The 15062-nt window shown below is 59.9% G+C and carries 9 protein-coding genes; 6 read left to right on the forward strand and 3 right to left on the reverse strand.

Annotated features, from left to right (window positions below; genetic code table 11):
* Positions 1-100 precede the first annotated feature (100 nt).
* A complete protein-coding gene (locus K3175_RS04920; RefSeq protein ID WP_345719311.1) occupies positions 101-1564 on the reverse strand; it encodes a polysaccharide biosynthesis/export family protein in 1464 nt (487 codons plus the stop codon).
* On the opposite strand from K3175_RS04920, the gene K3175_RS04925 reads away from it, so the two are divergent.
* From K3175_RS04925 to K3175_RS04945, 5 genes are all read left to right on the forward strand, one after another.
* Complete coding sequence (locus K3175_RS04925; RefSeq protein WP_345719312.1) at positions 1535-2128, forward strand: heme NO-binding domain-containing protein; 594 nt, start codon at positions 1535-1537, stop codon at positions 2126-2128. The genes K3175_RS04920 and K3175_RS04925 overlap by 30 nt on opposite strands.
* Positions 2129-2131: 3 nt before the next feature.
* The gene (locus tag K3175_RS04930) at positions 2132-3538 is read left to right on the forward strand and encodes a sigma-54-dependent transcriptional regulator (protein ID WP_221542212.1); all 1407 of its coding nucleotides are present in this window, start codon (positions 2132-2134) and stop codon (positions 3536-3538) included.
* Between the two features lie 130 nt (positions 3539-3668).
* A complete protein-coding gene (locus K3175_RS04935) occupies positions 3669-4169 on the forward strand; it encodes a hypothetical protein (RefSeq protein ID WP_221542213.1) in 501 nt (166 codons plus the stop codon).
* Between the two features lie 57 nt (positions 4170-4226).
* On the forward strand, positions 4227-6521 hold the full coding sequence (locus K3175_RS04940) for a TonB-dependent receptor (protein ID WP_221542214.1): 2295 nt from the start codon (positions 4227-4229) through the stop codon (positions 6519-6521).
* On the forward strand, positions 6521-7933 hold the full coding sequence (locus K3175_RS04945; protein WP_221542215.1) for a PepSY-associated TM helix domain-containing protein: 1413 nt from the start codon (positions 6521-6523) through the stop codon (positions 7931-7933). Before K3175_RS04940 ends, K3175_RS04945 begins: the two co-directional genes overlap by 1 nt.
* Positions 7934-7970: 37 nt before the next feature.
* Here the strand turns inward: K3175_RS04945 and K3175_RS04950 are convergent, their stop codons facing one another.
* The gene (locus K3175_RS04950) at positions 7971-9266 is read right to left on the reverse strand and encodes an Nramp family divalent metal transporter (RefSeq protein WP_247710651.1); all 1296 of its coding nucleotides are present in this window, start codon (positions 9264-9266) and stop codon (positions 7971-7973) included.
* A gap of 170 nt (positions 9267-9436) precedes the next feature.
* The gene (locus tag K3175_RS04955) at positions 9437-11320 is read right to left on the reverse strand and encodes an ABC-F family ATP-binding cassette domain-containing protein (protein ID WP_221542216.1); all 1884 of its coding nucleotides are present in this window, start codon (positions 11318-11320) and stop codon (positions 9437-9439) included.
* Positions 11321-11918: 598 nt separating this feature from the next.
* On the opposite strand from K3175_RS04955, the gene K3175_RS04960 reads away from it, so the two are divergent.
* Complete coding sequence (locus tag K3175_RS04960) at positions 11919-15056, forward strand: beta strand repeat-containing protein (protein WP_221542217.1); 3138 nt, start codon at positions 11919-11921, stop codon at positions 15054-15056.
* Positions 15057-15062: the final 6 nt, after the last annotated feature.

Genomic DNA, 15062 nt, shown 5'->3' on the forward strand with positions numbered 1-15062 from the left:
CGATAGCGTCCGACTGATGGCAGACCATCTCGAACCACAACCCAGGCACGCAGCAGAAAGCGCGGAGGAGCCGGAGCTTTGGAATTGAAGGGCGCATGCATCATAGCGCGTTGTCCAGAAGAAGTGCGGGAGTGATGGTGCTGACACCCTGCGATACGACGCCGATCGCTTCGGTGAGATTGGTCCACCGGCTGTCGTAGCATGCGATTGCATCGCCCGGCATGAGAAACGGATCGTAATTATCGCGATCGGCTTCGCGGACCAGCTTTTCGATGTCCCGTTCGACTACAACACTTCTGCCATTGATCGGATTACGCGAAATCAACACTGCTCGGCGGTCCGATTGCATGTAGCTCCCGCCGACGCAGTTGGCCGCGACCAGCGCTTGCAGCAAACGCGTTCCATAGGGAAGCGAGGTGGTCTCCTGTCCGATCGCAGCGCCGGCATTGTTGTTCGCACTACGCGTCAGGTTCGACATGTAGACGCGAATGCCGGGAGGCGTGAGCGGGGTGGGTCGCATGAGCTTCTCGTCGAAACAGCGCCGGCTGGGCACGATGATACGATCTCCGGACGTCACCGAAATATCCTGCGCGCCCCAGCCGTGGACCAAGCCCGACAAATCGAGCTCAACATAAGCACCATCCCTGACGAGGTAGATCCGCTGAACATCTGCATCCGGGCGCACGCCTCCGGCAGCACGGATAGCTGCCGATACCGAGCGGGAGACATTGGCATCCCCGCTCACATCACCTTCCTTTAAGCCGATGCGGCTTTCTGGGGTGCGCTCACCTGCCCGAACAGCTTTCGCATCGAATACTGCGCCCGCTACGGCCACGGAGACACCGGCAGATTCCACGAGTGAGATGGTCACGGCATTGCGCAGCGGCTTTATAACACCAGCTTTCAGGAGACGTGCCCGCAGAGCTGTTTCAAGATCCAGCAAAGAACCGCCGCCTGCGCGGGTAGGGGGTACCCCACGCAGGCGGACGGAGCCGTCGCTATCGACGACATAGGTACCGGTCAGACCATCCCTGTCTCCAAGCACGCGGATCGAAAGGCGGTCGCCGGGGGCAAGCGGCGGTGTCTGCGAAGCGAATTCTCCGACATTCGCACGCTGGTAAGTTTCAAGTTCACGGGGGACCGCCCACTCACAGGTTGGAGCTCCGCGACCTGTGGGTGTCGATGCAATCCACGCTCCCTCGGGATGGCCAGTGCGCGATCCCGCCGTTTGATGAGGTGCGTAAAGGCTAGCCCGGTGGTTAGAGGGTGCCGGGCCTGACACGCAGGCTGAAGCCAGTGAAGCAAGAGCCAGAACGATGGGTGGATATGGCTTGGACGAGAAAGGCACGTTAGATCTCCGCATGGTACGACCGGAGCCCTTCAAAGGTCGTGCCAAACGCAAAATCCTGCGGCCTGGAACGAAAACTGCCGCATTCTGCAAAGAATAAGCTTGCAAATTGCGCGAGGTTTTGTTGCATTTTGCGAATTCTAGTCGCATATTGCGAGAAAATGCTGTTGCGAAGCCAGTTTTTGCGTGGATCGCCAGCGGGCACGCTTCTTGCATAAAACCAGTGGTTATGAGCAGGAGCGAAACGTGAAGGGTATCATTTTTTCTGAATTAATCGGCTTTCTCGAACTGGCTGGTGGCCCGCTATTTGCGGAGAAGGTTTTGGCCGAGGCAGAATTGGAACACGGAGGCGCCTATGCGCGGATCGGCCAGTACCCCTGGCAAGAAGCAGTGCGCGTCGTGAAAGCTGCGTCACGCGAAAGCGGCGACGACTTCGCCGATCTTTGCAATCAGTTCGGCATGTATCTCTTCGAGCGGTTTACGGTTCTCTATAAGGAAATCGTCGGGCGCTATGCGACTGCCGAAGCGTTATTGGCCCACGTGGGTGAGCATATCCACGAAGAAGTCAGGATCCTCTATCCCGATTCCAGCCCCCCGCAAGTCCTTACCCACAACGAAGGCGGGATCCTGCGTATCGAATATGCTTCTCACCGCCCCTTCGCTCATATTGCGCACGGCCTTGTCGCAGGAGCAATGAAGCATTTCGGCGACGAGCGAAAACTGGAATGGATCAACATGAGTGATGACGCAACGAAGGCCGAATTCGCTTTGACAGGATAAGTAATGGCGAAATCCAATATTCTCATCATCGAAGACAGCCCGTCTCTTGCGCTAGGATATGCCGCCCAGCTGGAGGAAGTCGGCTATGGTGTAACGCTTGCGTCGACTCTGGCCGAGGCTCGCGAGGCGTTGCAGGGGAGCCGGTTCGCAGCCGCACTCCTTGATTTGCAATTACCTGATGGCGATGGCCTTTCCTTGCTTGAAGAGCGGGACGAGCAATCACCAGCGTTTATCGTCATAACATCGGACGGCTCGCTCTCGCGTGCGATTGCCGCCATGCGTGTCGGAGCCTTCGACTTTCTCGTGAAACCGGTTGCAGGCACGAGGCTGCTTGCAACGGCGCGCTCGGCGGTCGAACAACGCAAGGACGCGAACAAGACCAACGCTTCACATAGAACCGAGGATGGTCCAAGATTTCACGGCTTCATCGGTCAGTCACCAGTGATGAAAGAAGTCTTCCGAACTATTGAACAAGTCGCCGACTCCCGAGCATGCGTATTCGTGACAGGGGAAAGCGGGACAGGCAAAGAAGTCACGGCGGAGGCCCTGCACTCCGCTTCGCGCCGAAGCGACAAGGCCTTTGTGGCAATCAACTGCGGGGCCATCCCCGAGAACCTGCTCGAAAGCGAACTGTTTGGTCACGTAAAGGGCGCATTTACCGGTGCGGTGGAGAACCGCATCGGTGCCGCGAAGGCAGCCGATGGAGGCACGCTCTTTCTCGATGAAATTTGCGAGATGGAACTCAAACTTCAGGTCAAACTGTTGCGGTTTCTGCAAACCGGCATGATCCAGAGGGTCGGGTCCTCAAGGGCTGAACCAGTGGATGTTCGGATTGTCTGTGCCACCAATCGCGATCCGATGCGCGAAGTGGCCGAGGGACGCTTCCGTGAAGACCTTTTCTACCGACTGAATGTAATTCCCATTCACCTTCCGGCTTTGCGCGATCGTGGCGACGACATCCTCATGCTGGCAGAAAGGCTGACGGCCACGATTGCAGAAGAGGAGCGCCGTCAAGGGGTGCGATTGAGCGCCAATGCCCGTTCTGAAATTCTCAGTTATCCCTGGCCGGGCAATGTCCGCGAACTGCAGAATTCGCTGCGCCGTGCAATCGTCACTTCAGGGCAAGATGAGGTCGAGATTGATATCTCCACCCCCAGCAGTTTCGCGGCTACTCGGCCGATCACTTACGAACCCGCGCAGGCGCCGCCGCCTCAGCTGAAGGAGGAAAGCCCCCAGCAACTTACACAGGATACTCGCTGGGAAGGCATGACCCTCGCCGAGGTTGAGAGAGTGGTAATCGAAGCCGCCATCAACCGAAACAAGGGAAACATCACCCGAGCGGCACGGGAGCTGGAGGTGAACCCTTCGACGATTTACCGGAAACTCGAGAAATGGGCGGGCTCATCTTAGTGTAAAAACTTATTGAGGCATTACCCCGGCCGAAATTTCCAGCCCCACGGCGGGCCCCGAAGGACTAAGGGTTAGTTGGTTTGTCGAGGGTGCCTTTCCTTCGCGGCACCTCCCCGCTAGAGCGCGCGCCGTGCAATCTCGCGCATCTTTGTCCCGGCTGCTGATGCCACTGGCCGCACTGGCTTTCCTCGTGCAGCTGGCGGTTCCCTATGGCTGGATGATCGGTCCGTCCGGGAATGGGCTCGTCGCCCTTACTCCCTGTCCTTCGGCGTCACCGCGGCTTGCGCAGCTGGCGACGCCCTCTGCCGGTCACACTGCCCTTACTACGCACGGGACGCATGGTGACCATGGGGCTCGAGCGGAGCACCATCCAAATCAAGCACACAGCAATCCACCCGTGCACCGTTCGGCTGGTAAGCAAGGCGGCCATGACAAGCACACAGCGCTCGAAAGCGTGGTGTGCGATTTTGCCTCGCTAAGCTTTCCGGCAACGCTTCCCGATCCGCCAACGGTCGAGCCTGTCGCCCCTGCATCGCCCGAAATCGTTCCGGGAATCGCTCTTTCCATGGCGCCCGGCCGCGGCCTTGCAGCGCCCCCGCCCCCGTCGACCGGACCACCGCACCTAGCCTGACACACAACGCTTCATTCGCCGCGCTTTTGCGGCCCAATGCATTTGTCAGGACTATTCATGATTTCCCATTTCAAAGGCCGCGCGCATCTGGGCGCGTCGGCAATCGTTTTGCTGTCTTCGCCCGCTATTTCCGACACAGGCGAAAGCGCCGCAGATCGCAATGACAACGACACCACCATCGTTGACACCACCATCGTTGTAACCGGCACGCTCGAAAGCCGCGAAATGCGCACTCTCGACACCCCCGCACTGGGCGTGGCGATCGATGCGGACCAGATCGGCGCGATAAATACGATCAACGCCGAGGACGCGATCCGCTATGCGCCCAATCTGATTGTGAGGAAGCGCTATATCGGCGATGCGAATGCGACGCTGTCGTTCCGCAACATGCATACCACCCAGACCCCGCGAGCGCTGGTAACCGTCGACGGGTTCCTGATCTCCGATTTCTTGGGGGTCAGCTATACCACCGCACCCAAATGGGCAGTCCTTGCGCCGACCGACATCGCGCGTGCGGAAATCATCTACGGCCCGACCTCAGCCCGCTATGCCGGCAATTCGCTGGGCGGAACGCTCCGGCTCGAGACCGCACCGATCACGCAGGATGCGATCCTGATCGGCACACAGAGCTTTTACCAGCACTATGATTATTACGGCACCGAAGAGGGTCTGTTCGGGTTCGCCGTCAATGCGCAAGGAGACGTGGCGATCGGATCGCGCGGCGGCCTGTCGCTTGCCTATCGCCATTTCGAGAATGAGGGGCAGCCGCAGCAATGGCGCACTGTGACACCCGGAACACCTTATGCGGATCAGGCGATCGTGGACAATGCACTGGGCTTTCCGCTGCGGATCGCGGCGCAGGATAGCACGGTCGACAGCGTGGAAGACCAAATCCGGCTACGCGCCAATTACGATCTCGGCAATGGATGGGAGCTGCGCGGCCTTGCGGCCCTGCTGATCGACGACGAGAGGACCGACAATCCGAAAAGCTTTCTGCGCGGCAGCGACGGCCGTCCCAGTTTTGTCGGCATTTCCGGCGTCACCCGGGGCCAGGCGCAGAGTACAGAATTGCTGGCCGGGCTCGGCCTTGCCGGCAATTTGGCAGACTGGGACATCGGTCTCACAGTCAGCCGCTTCGAACTGCTCGACGAGCGCGCACGCCAGTCCGACGGGGTCGATGTGGTGTCCGGCATCATCCCAGACGGCGGGATCGTGACCGACGAGGACGCGCACTGGACCAGCGTTGAAGCTTCGGCAGAGCGCGAGCTGGCTGCGCACCGCATCGCGCTGGGAGCGTCCTACGCGGGCTATTTTGGCTTGAGCGAAACCGGGAGGGTCAGCGATTGGCGTAGCGGCGAGCCCTCAGCGATCCGCAGCGCATCGGGTGGCGAGACTCAGCTGATCGGCCTTTTTGTCGAAGACCGGATCACGCTTGCTCCGATGATCGAGGCCACGCTCGGCCTGCGTTACGAGAACTGGCGCGCGGACGGCGGCTTCCTCCAGGCCGCGGGCAGCCGCGTCGATTACCGCACGCGCACGGACCATGCATGGTCGCCCAAGCTGGCGGTGACGATGCGTCCCGACGCCGAAACGGAGATCGTCGCATCGACCGCATGGGCCACCCGCTTCCCCACTATCGGCGAACTCTATCAGGCCAGCCTCATCAGCTATGGCCCGAATGTGGGCGAGGTGGACCTCGACGGCTTCGATCCGGACCTTGCCCCCGAACGCGGGTTCGACCTCCAGCTCACCGCCTCGCGCCGGTTTGACAATGTAAAACTTACGCTCAGCGGTTTCCGACAAGTCGTGGACGACACGCTGTTCGGTCAGACGATCCTCATGCCGAGCGCCGATGATCCCGATGTCCTGGTCAGCCAGTCGCTGATCACCAATATCGGCGAGGTCGAAACCTGGGGCATCGATGCGATCGTGGCCGTCGAGGACATGTTCATGGACGGCTTGTCTCTCGATGCGAACGTGGCATGGCTGGACGCGGTCATCACCGAAAATGCGCTGAACCCGAAGCGGGAAGGCAACCGCTTCCCGCGCGTGCCACATTGGCGGGCAAATGCATCGCTTCGTTATGCAGTGTCTACCGCGTTCGATCTGGCGGCCAACTGGCGCTACCAGAATACGCCGGACCGCAATTTGGATAACAACGCCAGCTCGCGCTGCGACAGCTATTACTGCGTCTCACCTTTCTCCTTCGTCGATCTGAAATCGAGCGTCCATTTCGATAAGTTCGATCTGGATCTGGGGATCGACAATTTACTCGATGAAAAAGCCTTCGTGTTTCACCCCTATCCGGGGCGCACTTTTGTGATCGGCCTTAGCTGGAACGGAGGTTTGTGATGACGCTTGGCATCGCCAAAAGCGGCGCAGCTGACGCGCGGCAGGAGAAATGGTATCGCACGGTCTGGCGATGGCATTTCTATGCCGGGCTCTTCACCATGCCCTTCATCCTCTGGCTGTCGTGTACCGGGGCGCTCTATCTGTTCAAACCGCAGATCGAGCGCTGGATCGACAGCCCTTACAACAATCTCACGATCACCGGTGCGCCGCTGGCGCCCTCGGTGCTGGTCGAGCGGGCGCAGGCGGTGGTGCCGGGATCGGTTCTCCATCGCTTCATCCTGCCCGAAGAAGCCGACGACGCGCAACAGATCGTGGTCGGCGTGGGACCGGACGAAACGCGCGTCTATCTCCATCCGCATACCGGTGAAGTGCTGAAAAACGTGGGCGAGCAAGACCGCTTCATGCGCGTGGTTCTTCACCTGCACGGTGAGCTAATGATGGGCCGCTGGGGATCCGTACTGGTCGAACTGGCGGCCAGCTGGACGATCGTGATGCTGATCACCGGCCTGTTTCTGTGGTGGCCGCGAGACAGCAAGGGCCTGGCCGGCGTGCTGTATCCACGGCTAAGCCGGAGCGGGCGCAACTGGTGGAAGGATATCCACGCGGTCACCGGAATTTGGGTCACGCTGTTTGCCGCCCTGCTGATCTTTACCGGGCTGCCCTGGGCGCAAAGCTGGGGCAATTATCTCGCGACCATGCGTGAAATGACCGGCCAGGTCGAAGGCCCCGTCGACTGGTCGCGCGGTTCGGATGCCGAGCGGGAGGAACGTGCCGCGCTCGACCGCCACGCCCGCGTTTCAATGGGCGCCCATGCCGCGCATCATGGCATGGGAACGATGGGCGGCATGCAAGCCGCACCGTCCATGGCGGCGCAACTCGATCGCGTCATGCCGACCGCGACTAGGCTCAACCTTCCGGCCCCGGTCGAGATTACGCCGCCTGTGACTGCCAGCGGACCTTGGAGAGCGGTGTCGAACACCGCCAACCGCCCGCAGCGCAGTACGGCGGAGATCAATGGCGAAACGGGCGCCCTCATCGGCCGGGTCGATTTTGCCGAGCGACACTGGATCGATCGCGTGGTCGGCTATGGAGTTGCCTGGCATGAGGGCGCGCTATTCGGCCTTGCCAACCAGCTCCTCGCGCTCGCAATCCTTGTTGGCCTGATCACGCTATCGCTTTCCGGCGCAGTGATGTGGTGGCGCCGCCGCCCCGATGGCCGCCTTGGGGCGCCTGCACCCAAGGGGATCATCCGGCACAGCTGGCTGCTGGTCGGTCTCACCGTCGTACTGGCTTTCGTGGTGCCACTGTTCGGATTTAGCCTAGCCTTGGTCATCTTGATCGAGCGCTGCGGGCGGAGAAGCTCGACAGTGCAGAGTTTCCTCGGCCTTCGAAGCCCTTCGGTGAACTCCTGAGCCGACTGGACGAGGTGCAACAGGCTGGCGGAGCGCATTACCCCGCCAGCTTCGCCACCTGCTGGACTGCCAGGACGATGAACAGGATCGCCGAACCGGCCAGCGTGATATTGGCGATCACGCCATTTCGAGCCTCGGCCGGGAGGCGTTCCGAATTGTTGAGCATCAGCAATGTGATCGCAAGGAATGGCATGAACAGCGCCCCGAAGGCACCATAGATGATGACAAGCAGGAACGGACGATCGGCGAATAGCAGCACCATCGGAGGAAAGGTCAGCCAGGCAAGATAGAAGCGATAGGCCCCGCTTCCCTCGTGACCGCCCTCCCCGCGCCCTTTCAATTGATACCACCAGTCGGAAAAGAACAGGCTCATGCCCTGCCAGACACCCAGCAGGGAAGAGATGGACGTAGCGGCAAAGCCCACGAGAAACAGCGTGGCAATCGTTTTGCCGAAGCGTTCTTCCAGCACATCGGAGAGTCCAAGCAACCCTTGGTCGCTGTCTTGCAGCGCGATGCCGGCAGAATACAGGAGTTCGGCGCCCACGATCAGCATGGCCACCACGAAGATGCCGGTAATCACATAGGCGGCCGAATTGTCGACCCGCATCATCGGCATCCACGGTAAGCCGCGCCAGCCCTTGGCCTGCGTCCAGTAGCCATAAGCAGCCGTGGTGATCGTGCCGCCAACGCCGCCGATCAGGCCTAGCGTGTAGAACAAGGAACTTTCAGGCAGGGCAAAGGCCATGCCGCCCGCGAGATCGGGAAGGCTCGGGCTCACGAGGATTGCCAGGCCGACCATGATGACGAACATCAATCCGACCAGGAGTTTCATCACGGTTTCGAAGGTTTCGTAGCGATTGAACCATACGAAGAGGAAACCGAAGACACCGGCAATCATCGCCCAATCGCGTAGTGGCAAGACAGGGAAGAGTGCGGCAAGCGGCAGGGCAGTCGCGCTCATGGCTGTAGCGCCGTAGATGAAACCCCAAATGATGACATAGATACCGAAATACCAGCTGGTCCAGCGGCCAAGCGAGCGCCACCCGGCAAGGATGGTCGATCCTGTGGCAAGGTGATACCGCGCCGAGCCTTCGGATAGCGCAATCTTCACGATGCAGCCGACGACGGCAGCCCATAACAGCGCGTAACCGAAGCGGGAGCCAGCGATCAGCGTCGCGACTAGGTCGCCCGCACCCACGCCAGTTGCCGCTACGACGATACCTGGCCCCATATGGCGCCACATCCGGCGCCGGGACGGCGGAACAGGCTCCCGGTCGGCTCGCTCCATACTACCCGCGTTCTGCGCTGCCGCGGCCTTGCCGGTCATCGTCATGGAACCCTGCCTCCCTCACCCGTTGCTGCTCGGCAGCTTTATGTCTCGCGCACGCCCAGAAGCTGCAAGGCTACGGGGAGATAGATGGCTTGGCGACAATTTTCCTGTATCGCCGGTGCCTCGCATGGCCGCTTCAGAGCGGTCTTCGTTTTCCGCAGTGTAGCAGGGTGTCAGCCGTTCTCGATCGCTTCCAGCGCGGCTCCGGCCTCAAGCCACGCTTCCTCAGCCTCAGCGAGACGGTCTGCCACTTCAGCCCGCGTTCTCAGGCAATCCTGCATCTTTTCACCGTCCTGGCGGAAGCCCGTCGCGCTATGTTCAAGAACCAGTCCGTCGAGCTTCTCCAACTCGGCAGTCAGACGCGTCACCGCCTTTTCTGCCTTGTCCAATTCCGATTTCGCAAAGCGGATCTGGCCACTTGTGTTTGTCTTGCCCGCATTGCCGGAGGGATCCTTGCCGCCGTTTCTCTTTGGCCCCCTCTCTTTTTTCGGCTGATTTCGGCCCAGGATGAAATCGATGTAATCCTGTACGCTGCCGGCATACTCGCGCGCCGTCCCGCCATCCACCAGGATAAGCCGGTCCGCCGTCAGTTCGACCATGTGGCGATCGTGGCTGATGAGGATAACCGCTCCCGAATAGTCGTTCAGCGCCTGAATCAGGGCCTCACGCGCATCGACGTCTAGATGGTTCGTCGGCTCGTCCAGAATAAGGAGGTGGGGCGCGTCGCGTGTGATCAACGCCAGGGCGAGCCTCGCTCGCTCGCCCCCTGAAAGCTTGTCCACGCGCGTCTGCGCACGCGGGCCGGAAAAGCCGAACCGACCCAGTTGCGCGCGCACCGCGGCCTGCGCAGCCCCATCCATGGCGCGGTTCATTAGGTCGAGCGGAGTGTCTTCGCCGGCAAGCTCTTCCACTTGATACTGCGTGAAATAGCCCACCTTCAGCCGACCGGGTGCATTCACCTCTCCTTCTGCGGCCGTGAGCTGAGATGCCAAAAGCCGCGCCAGAGTCGTCTTCCCGTTACCGTTGCGGCCAAGCAGCGCAATCCGGTCGTCAGCCTCGATGCGGAAGTTCAGCCGCCGCAATATCGGCGGGGTTTCACCATAGCCCACCGCCGCCTGCTCGATAGTAATCATGGGCGAGCGAAGCTCTTCCGGGTTCGGAAAGTCGAAACTGAGACTGGGATCTTCAATCAATGCGGCGATAGGCTGCATGCGGGCGAGCATCTTGGCGCGGGATTGGGCCTGCTTGGCAGTCGATGCCCTTGCGCTGTTCCGCGCCACATATTCCTGCAGCTTGGCCCGCTGCGCATCTTGTGATGCCTTGGCCGCCGCCAGTTGCGCGGCACGTTCCGCACGTTGCTTTTCGAAAGCATCATATCCGCCCGCATACAGGGTCAACTGGCCGCCCTGGAGGTGCAAAATGTGATCGACGACTTTGTTCAGAAGGTCGCGTTCGTGGCTGATCACCACCAGCGTCGCTGGGTAGGACTTCAGGAAGTTTTCAAGCCAGAGCGTCGCTTCGAGATCGAGATGGTTCGAAGGTTCGTCCAGCAACAGAATGTCGGGCTCGGAGAAGAGAAGCGCCCCCAGCGCGATGCGCATTTTCCAGCCGCCGGAAAAGCTGTCGACCGGACGTTGCTGCATTTCTTCGTCGAAGCCCAGACCATTCAGGATCTTCGCTGCTCTGGCGGGAGCGCTATATGCATCGATCGCCAGAAGGCGATCATGCACATCGCCCATCCGATCCATGTCGGTACATGTCTCGAGTTCGGCCAGAAGCTGCGCCCGTTCCGTCGCAGAGGCCAGAACCACCTCTTCGGGAGTCATCGAACCGTTCGGCGCTTCCTGCGCAATGTAGCCGATCCGCGCGCGCGACGGCTTGGAAATCTCTCCGTCGTCGGGCTCGATCTCACCGATCAGCGCCTTCATGAGCGTAGATTTGCCCGCCCCGTTCCGACCGATCAGGCCCACGCGAGCGCCCACTGGCACAGTCGCGCTGGCGCGTTCGAGGATGGCCCGGCCGCCAAGCCGCACTGTGACACCGTCAATGGTAAGCATGGAAGGCCCCCTAACAGCGTAATCCCCTCGCCCAAAGAAAATACGCATCAGGCTTGGCGCGAACTCCGAAAGACACGCCTGCTGCCTATAAAGCCCCTTCAGAGCAGATAGCCTTGCGAGATCACGTCGCGACAATTCCTATAGATCGGCATGGGATAGTTTTGCCCAGCTTATCGACCCAAAGACCTTCGGCGGAAGTGGCGTCTCGCCAGTCGAAAGAAGACGGAAGATTTACGAAATACTCAGCCTCAGGTCGCGAAGCCACTTTATTGGTGACGCATCTATCACCCGACAAACACTATCCTTGCGGGCCTTTTTGAGAGCTCGTTCCGATTTACGTGATGACGCGCGGTAACAGTGGATTTTGGAATGCACCTTATCTCAGATCTCACACGACCTATCGATAGCCTCAGAGAATTCGTAGACTCTACTACTTAATAAACATAGGCTTATCGCAGCAATTTCGCACGATTATTCAATAATAAAACGCAACCACTAAGTTAACTTTCTAGAAACTCATTGCAAAATGTCCTGATAGCTCTTGATCGTCTTATTCGCATCTCGGATAAGCTCGATTCTATTTCAGCGGAGAAAGATAATGCGTGCCAACCTGTCTGTTTCTTACATAGCCATGGCCTTCGCTATACTTTCAAGCAGCGTATCGACGCGCGCTCAGCAGCCAGGAAATAGCCAGACGATCGTTCAGGCAGATGAGGAAACCCGCAGGACATCGACCGCTACGATTGAGCAAGACGGCAGGGGCAACACTGCCGACGGCACGTTCAGGGGCCGTGAAACGGTCACTCTCTTCAATGGCGAAGAGATCGATTTGGCCCCCAATGGGGCAGGTATTTACCAGGATGGCTCGGGTTCGACTGCAACGATCGACCAGTTCGGAAACGGAAATGCTGCAGCCATCGATCAGGCGGACAATGTCGAAGGCGGTGCTGACAGCTCGACTGCGGTGATCAAGCAAGGTGAGAGCGGCAACGTGGCTCGGGATTCCTTGGCATACATCGAGCAAACAGGGGATGCGAGCGAGGCGACGATCGAACAGAATGGTCGGCGGAATTCATCCTTGGGTATCCAGCGAGGTAATCTCAGCGGAAGTCAGACCGGCAACAAGCAGACCCACACAATCGATGGCAACGACAATCGCAGCGAGATATTCCAGGATGGGATCGCCAACGAGGCAGACGTCACCCTGACAGGGCAACGCAACACAGGACTGGTCTCTCAGACAGCAAGCCTCGACCGTGCATCTATCAGTGCCAAGACCGGCAAGGACAACCGGATCGAAATCAGCCAGTCGGGAAGCAGCGAAGGCAATAATGCCGATGTCGATGTCGATGGCGGGGACAATGACGTCACGATTGCTCAGACCGGCAAGGGTGGGCAACATGAAGCCACGGTTACTCAGGCGGGCAAGAGGCTGAGCGCCGACGTTTCGCAGATCGACACGACCGAGGCGGGTGAAGGCAATCTCGCGGCGATCAACCAGAATGGCAGGGATTCAAGCGCAACGTCTCGTCAGAGCGGCTCGGGCGGAGGCAACAATGCACAGATTGCGCAGGAAGGCGCGGGTTCCAGGCGTCTCGATGCTCTTATCGCGCAGGATGGCGACGGCGGTTCGAACAAGGCCGATATCGACCAGACCGGCTACGATCAGTTGGCCGAAATAACGCAGAAGGGGCGTGGTGGGGGAAGCGTCGCCGCAGTGGACCAATCGACCGACAACACGCGTCTGAATGCCGCCCGGATAATGCAGACTGTCGATGCGGCTAACGGTACCGACGAGGTGGACGTCGACCAGGGCGGCAACCGGAATACCGCCAATATCGCTCAATCGCGTGCAAGTGGAGGCACCGGGAATACCGCAACAGTTGCGCAGCCTGGTGAAGGCGGTACTGCGGATATCGATCAGTCGGGCCAGGGGCAGCTCGCCAATGTTGCTCAGAATGGCAGGTTCGCTGCGGCGACGGTGGAGCAGAGCGGCTTTGGTCAGAACACCGCCGACGTCGACCAGGCAGGCAGCCAGAACGCAGGCACGATCCGCCAGAGCGGTGCCGGCGGCGGAAGCATTGCGGGAATTGATCAGTCGACGAGCGGAATTTCAGAAAACACGGCAACTATCGTTCAGGCTGTCGATGCTCAGGCAGGTACCGATAATGCCGAGATCGACCAAGGCGGCAATCGGAACTCGGCAATTATTGCGCAGATGCGTGCTGATGGTGGTACCGGCAATACCGCGACTGTCGTTCAGCCGGGTGATGGCGGCACTGCGGATATCGACCAGTCGGGCCAAAGTCAGCTCGCCAATGTCGCGCAGAACGGCAAGTTCGCCGTGGCGACGGTGGAGCAGAGCGGCTTCGGTCAGAACTCCGCCGACGTCGACCAGGCAGGCAAAAACAACGAAGGCACCATCCGCCAAGGCGGCACAGGCGGTGGAAGCATTGCTTCCATCGATCAGTCGACCAGCGGAGTTTCCGAAAATACCGCGGCCATCGTTCAGATGATCGATGCTCAGACCGGCACCGATGACGCCGACATCGATCAGGGGGGCAACCGTAACACGGCTCAGGTGGCCCAGACGCGTGCGAGCGGCGGAACCGGCAACACCGCAACCGTTGTTCAGCCAGGCAACGACGGTACGGCGGATATCGACCAATCGGGTGAAAGCCAGCTCGCCAATGTCGCGCAGAACGGCAAGTTCGCCGTGGCGACGGTGGAGCAGAGCGGTTTTGGGCAGAACACGGCCGATGTCGATCAGGCAGGCAGGCAGAACGAAGGCACAATCCGCCAGAGCGGTGCAGGAGGCGGCAGCATCGGCGCAATCGACCAGTCGGCCAGCGGAGCGTCCGAAAACACTGCGACCATCGTTCAGATGGTCGATGCTCAGGCCGGCACCGATGATGCCGATATCGACCAGGGCGGTGACGAGAACCGCGCGAAGATCACTCAGACGCGCATGGCTGGCGGAACCGGAAGCACTGCCTCCATCACCCAGCCAGGCCGCAAGAATGCAGGCACCGTCGACCAGGACGGAAGCAATCTTCTGGGCCAGATCAGCCAGAACGGCGCGATGAACGAGGCAATCATCGAGCAAACAGGTGAAGGTACTGCGGCCACGGCGTCGATTGCCACCAGTACCGGGGCCGACAGCAACTTCGCCCGCATCATCCAGGATAGCGGCGGGACCATCGCGTCAATCGACCAGACCTCCAGCCGTAACGCTGCACGGATCACGCAGGTCAATGCGCAGCCGATGAACGGCACCGTGGAAGCCGACATTGATCAAGGATCGGGTGACCGGAACGATGCCGAGATCGATCAGGCTGGAGAGGGTACGGCACGGGTCGCTACCATTGCTCAGGCAGGTTCCGAGAACCGCGCTTTTGTCGAGCAGGGGGGGAATGGAAACACAATTACCGCGACGCTCCAGCAGTCCGGCAACCGGAACTACATCAATGCGGTGCAGATGGCTGACGGGGGCAATAACCTAGCTCTAAACCTGCAGCAGCAAGGCAACAACAATCGTATCGAATACGAACAGCGCGGATTCGAACTCGGCGGAGAAGTTTCGCAGGACGGCAATAACAACTTCGTCGATGTGACTCAGACTGGCAGCGGCTATGACGTGGCGATAACCCAGGAAGGCAACGGGTTGAGCTTCTCCATGACCTATGACGGCCCGTCGCCGACAGGCGGTGGCTATACCGTGACGCAAACCGACTGAGGGGCT

The organism is Qipengyuania aestuarii (assembly GCF_019711535.1).
In the GTDB taxonomy this organism is placed as follows: domain Bacteria; phylum Pseudomonadota; class Alphaproteobacteria; order Sphingomonadales; family Sphingomonadaceae; genus Qipengyuania; species Qipengyuania aestuarii.

Bases quoted from the DNA above. Each gene is read 5' to 3' on its own strand.
- K3175_RS04920 (WP_345719311.1), bottom strand. From the start codon at position 1,564: ATGCAAGAAGCGTGCCCGCTGGCGATCCACGCAAAAACTGGCTTCGCA.
- K3175_RS04930 (WP_221542212.1), top strand. From the start codon at position 2,132: ATGGCGAAATCCAATATTCTCATCATCGAAGACAGCCCGTCTCTTGCG.
- K3175_RS04940 (WP_221542214.1), top strand. From the start codon at position 4,227: ATGATTTCCCATTTCAAAGGCCGCGCGCATCTGGGCGCGTCGGCAATC.
- K3175_RS04945 (WP_221542215.1), top strand. From the start codon at position 6,521: ATGACGCTTGGCATCGCCAAAAGCGGCGCAGCTGACGCGCGGCAGGAG.
- K3175_RS04950 (WP_247710651.1), bottom strand. From the start codon at position 9,266: ATGACGATGACCGGCAAGGCCGCGGCAGCGCAGAACGCGGGTAGTATG.
- K3175_RS04955 (WP_221542216.1), bottom strand. From the start codon at position 11,320: ATGCTTACCATTGACGGTGTCACAGTGCGGCTTGGCGGCCGGGCCATC.
- K3175_RS04960 (WP_221542217.1), top strand. From the start codon at position 11,919: ATGCGTGCCAACCTGTCTGTTTCTTACATAGCCATGGCCTTCGCTATA.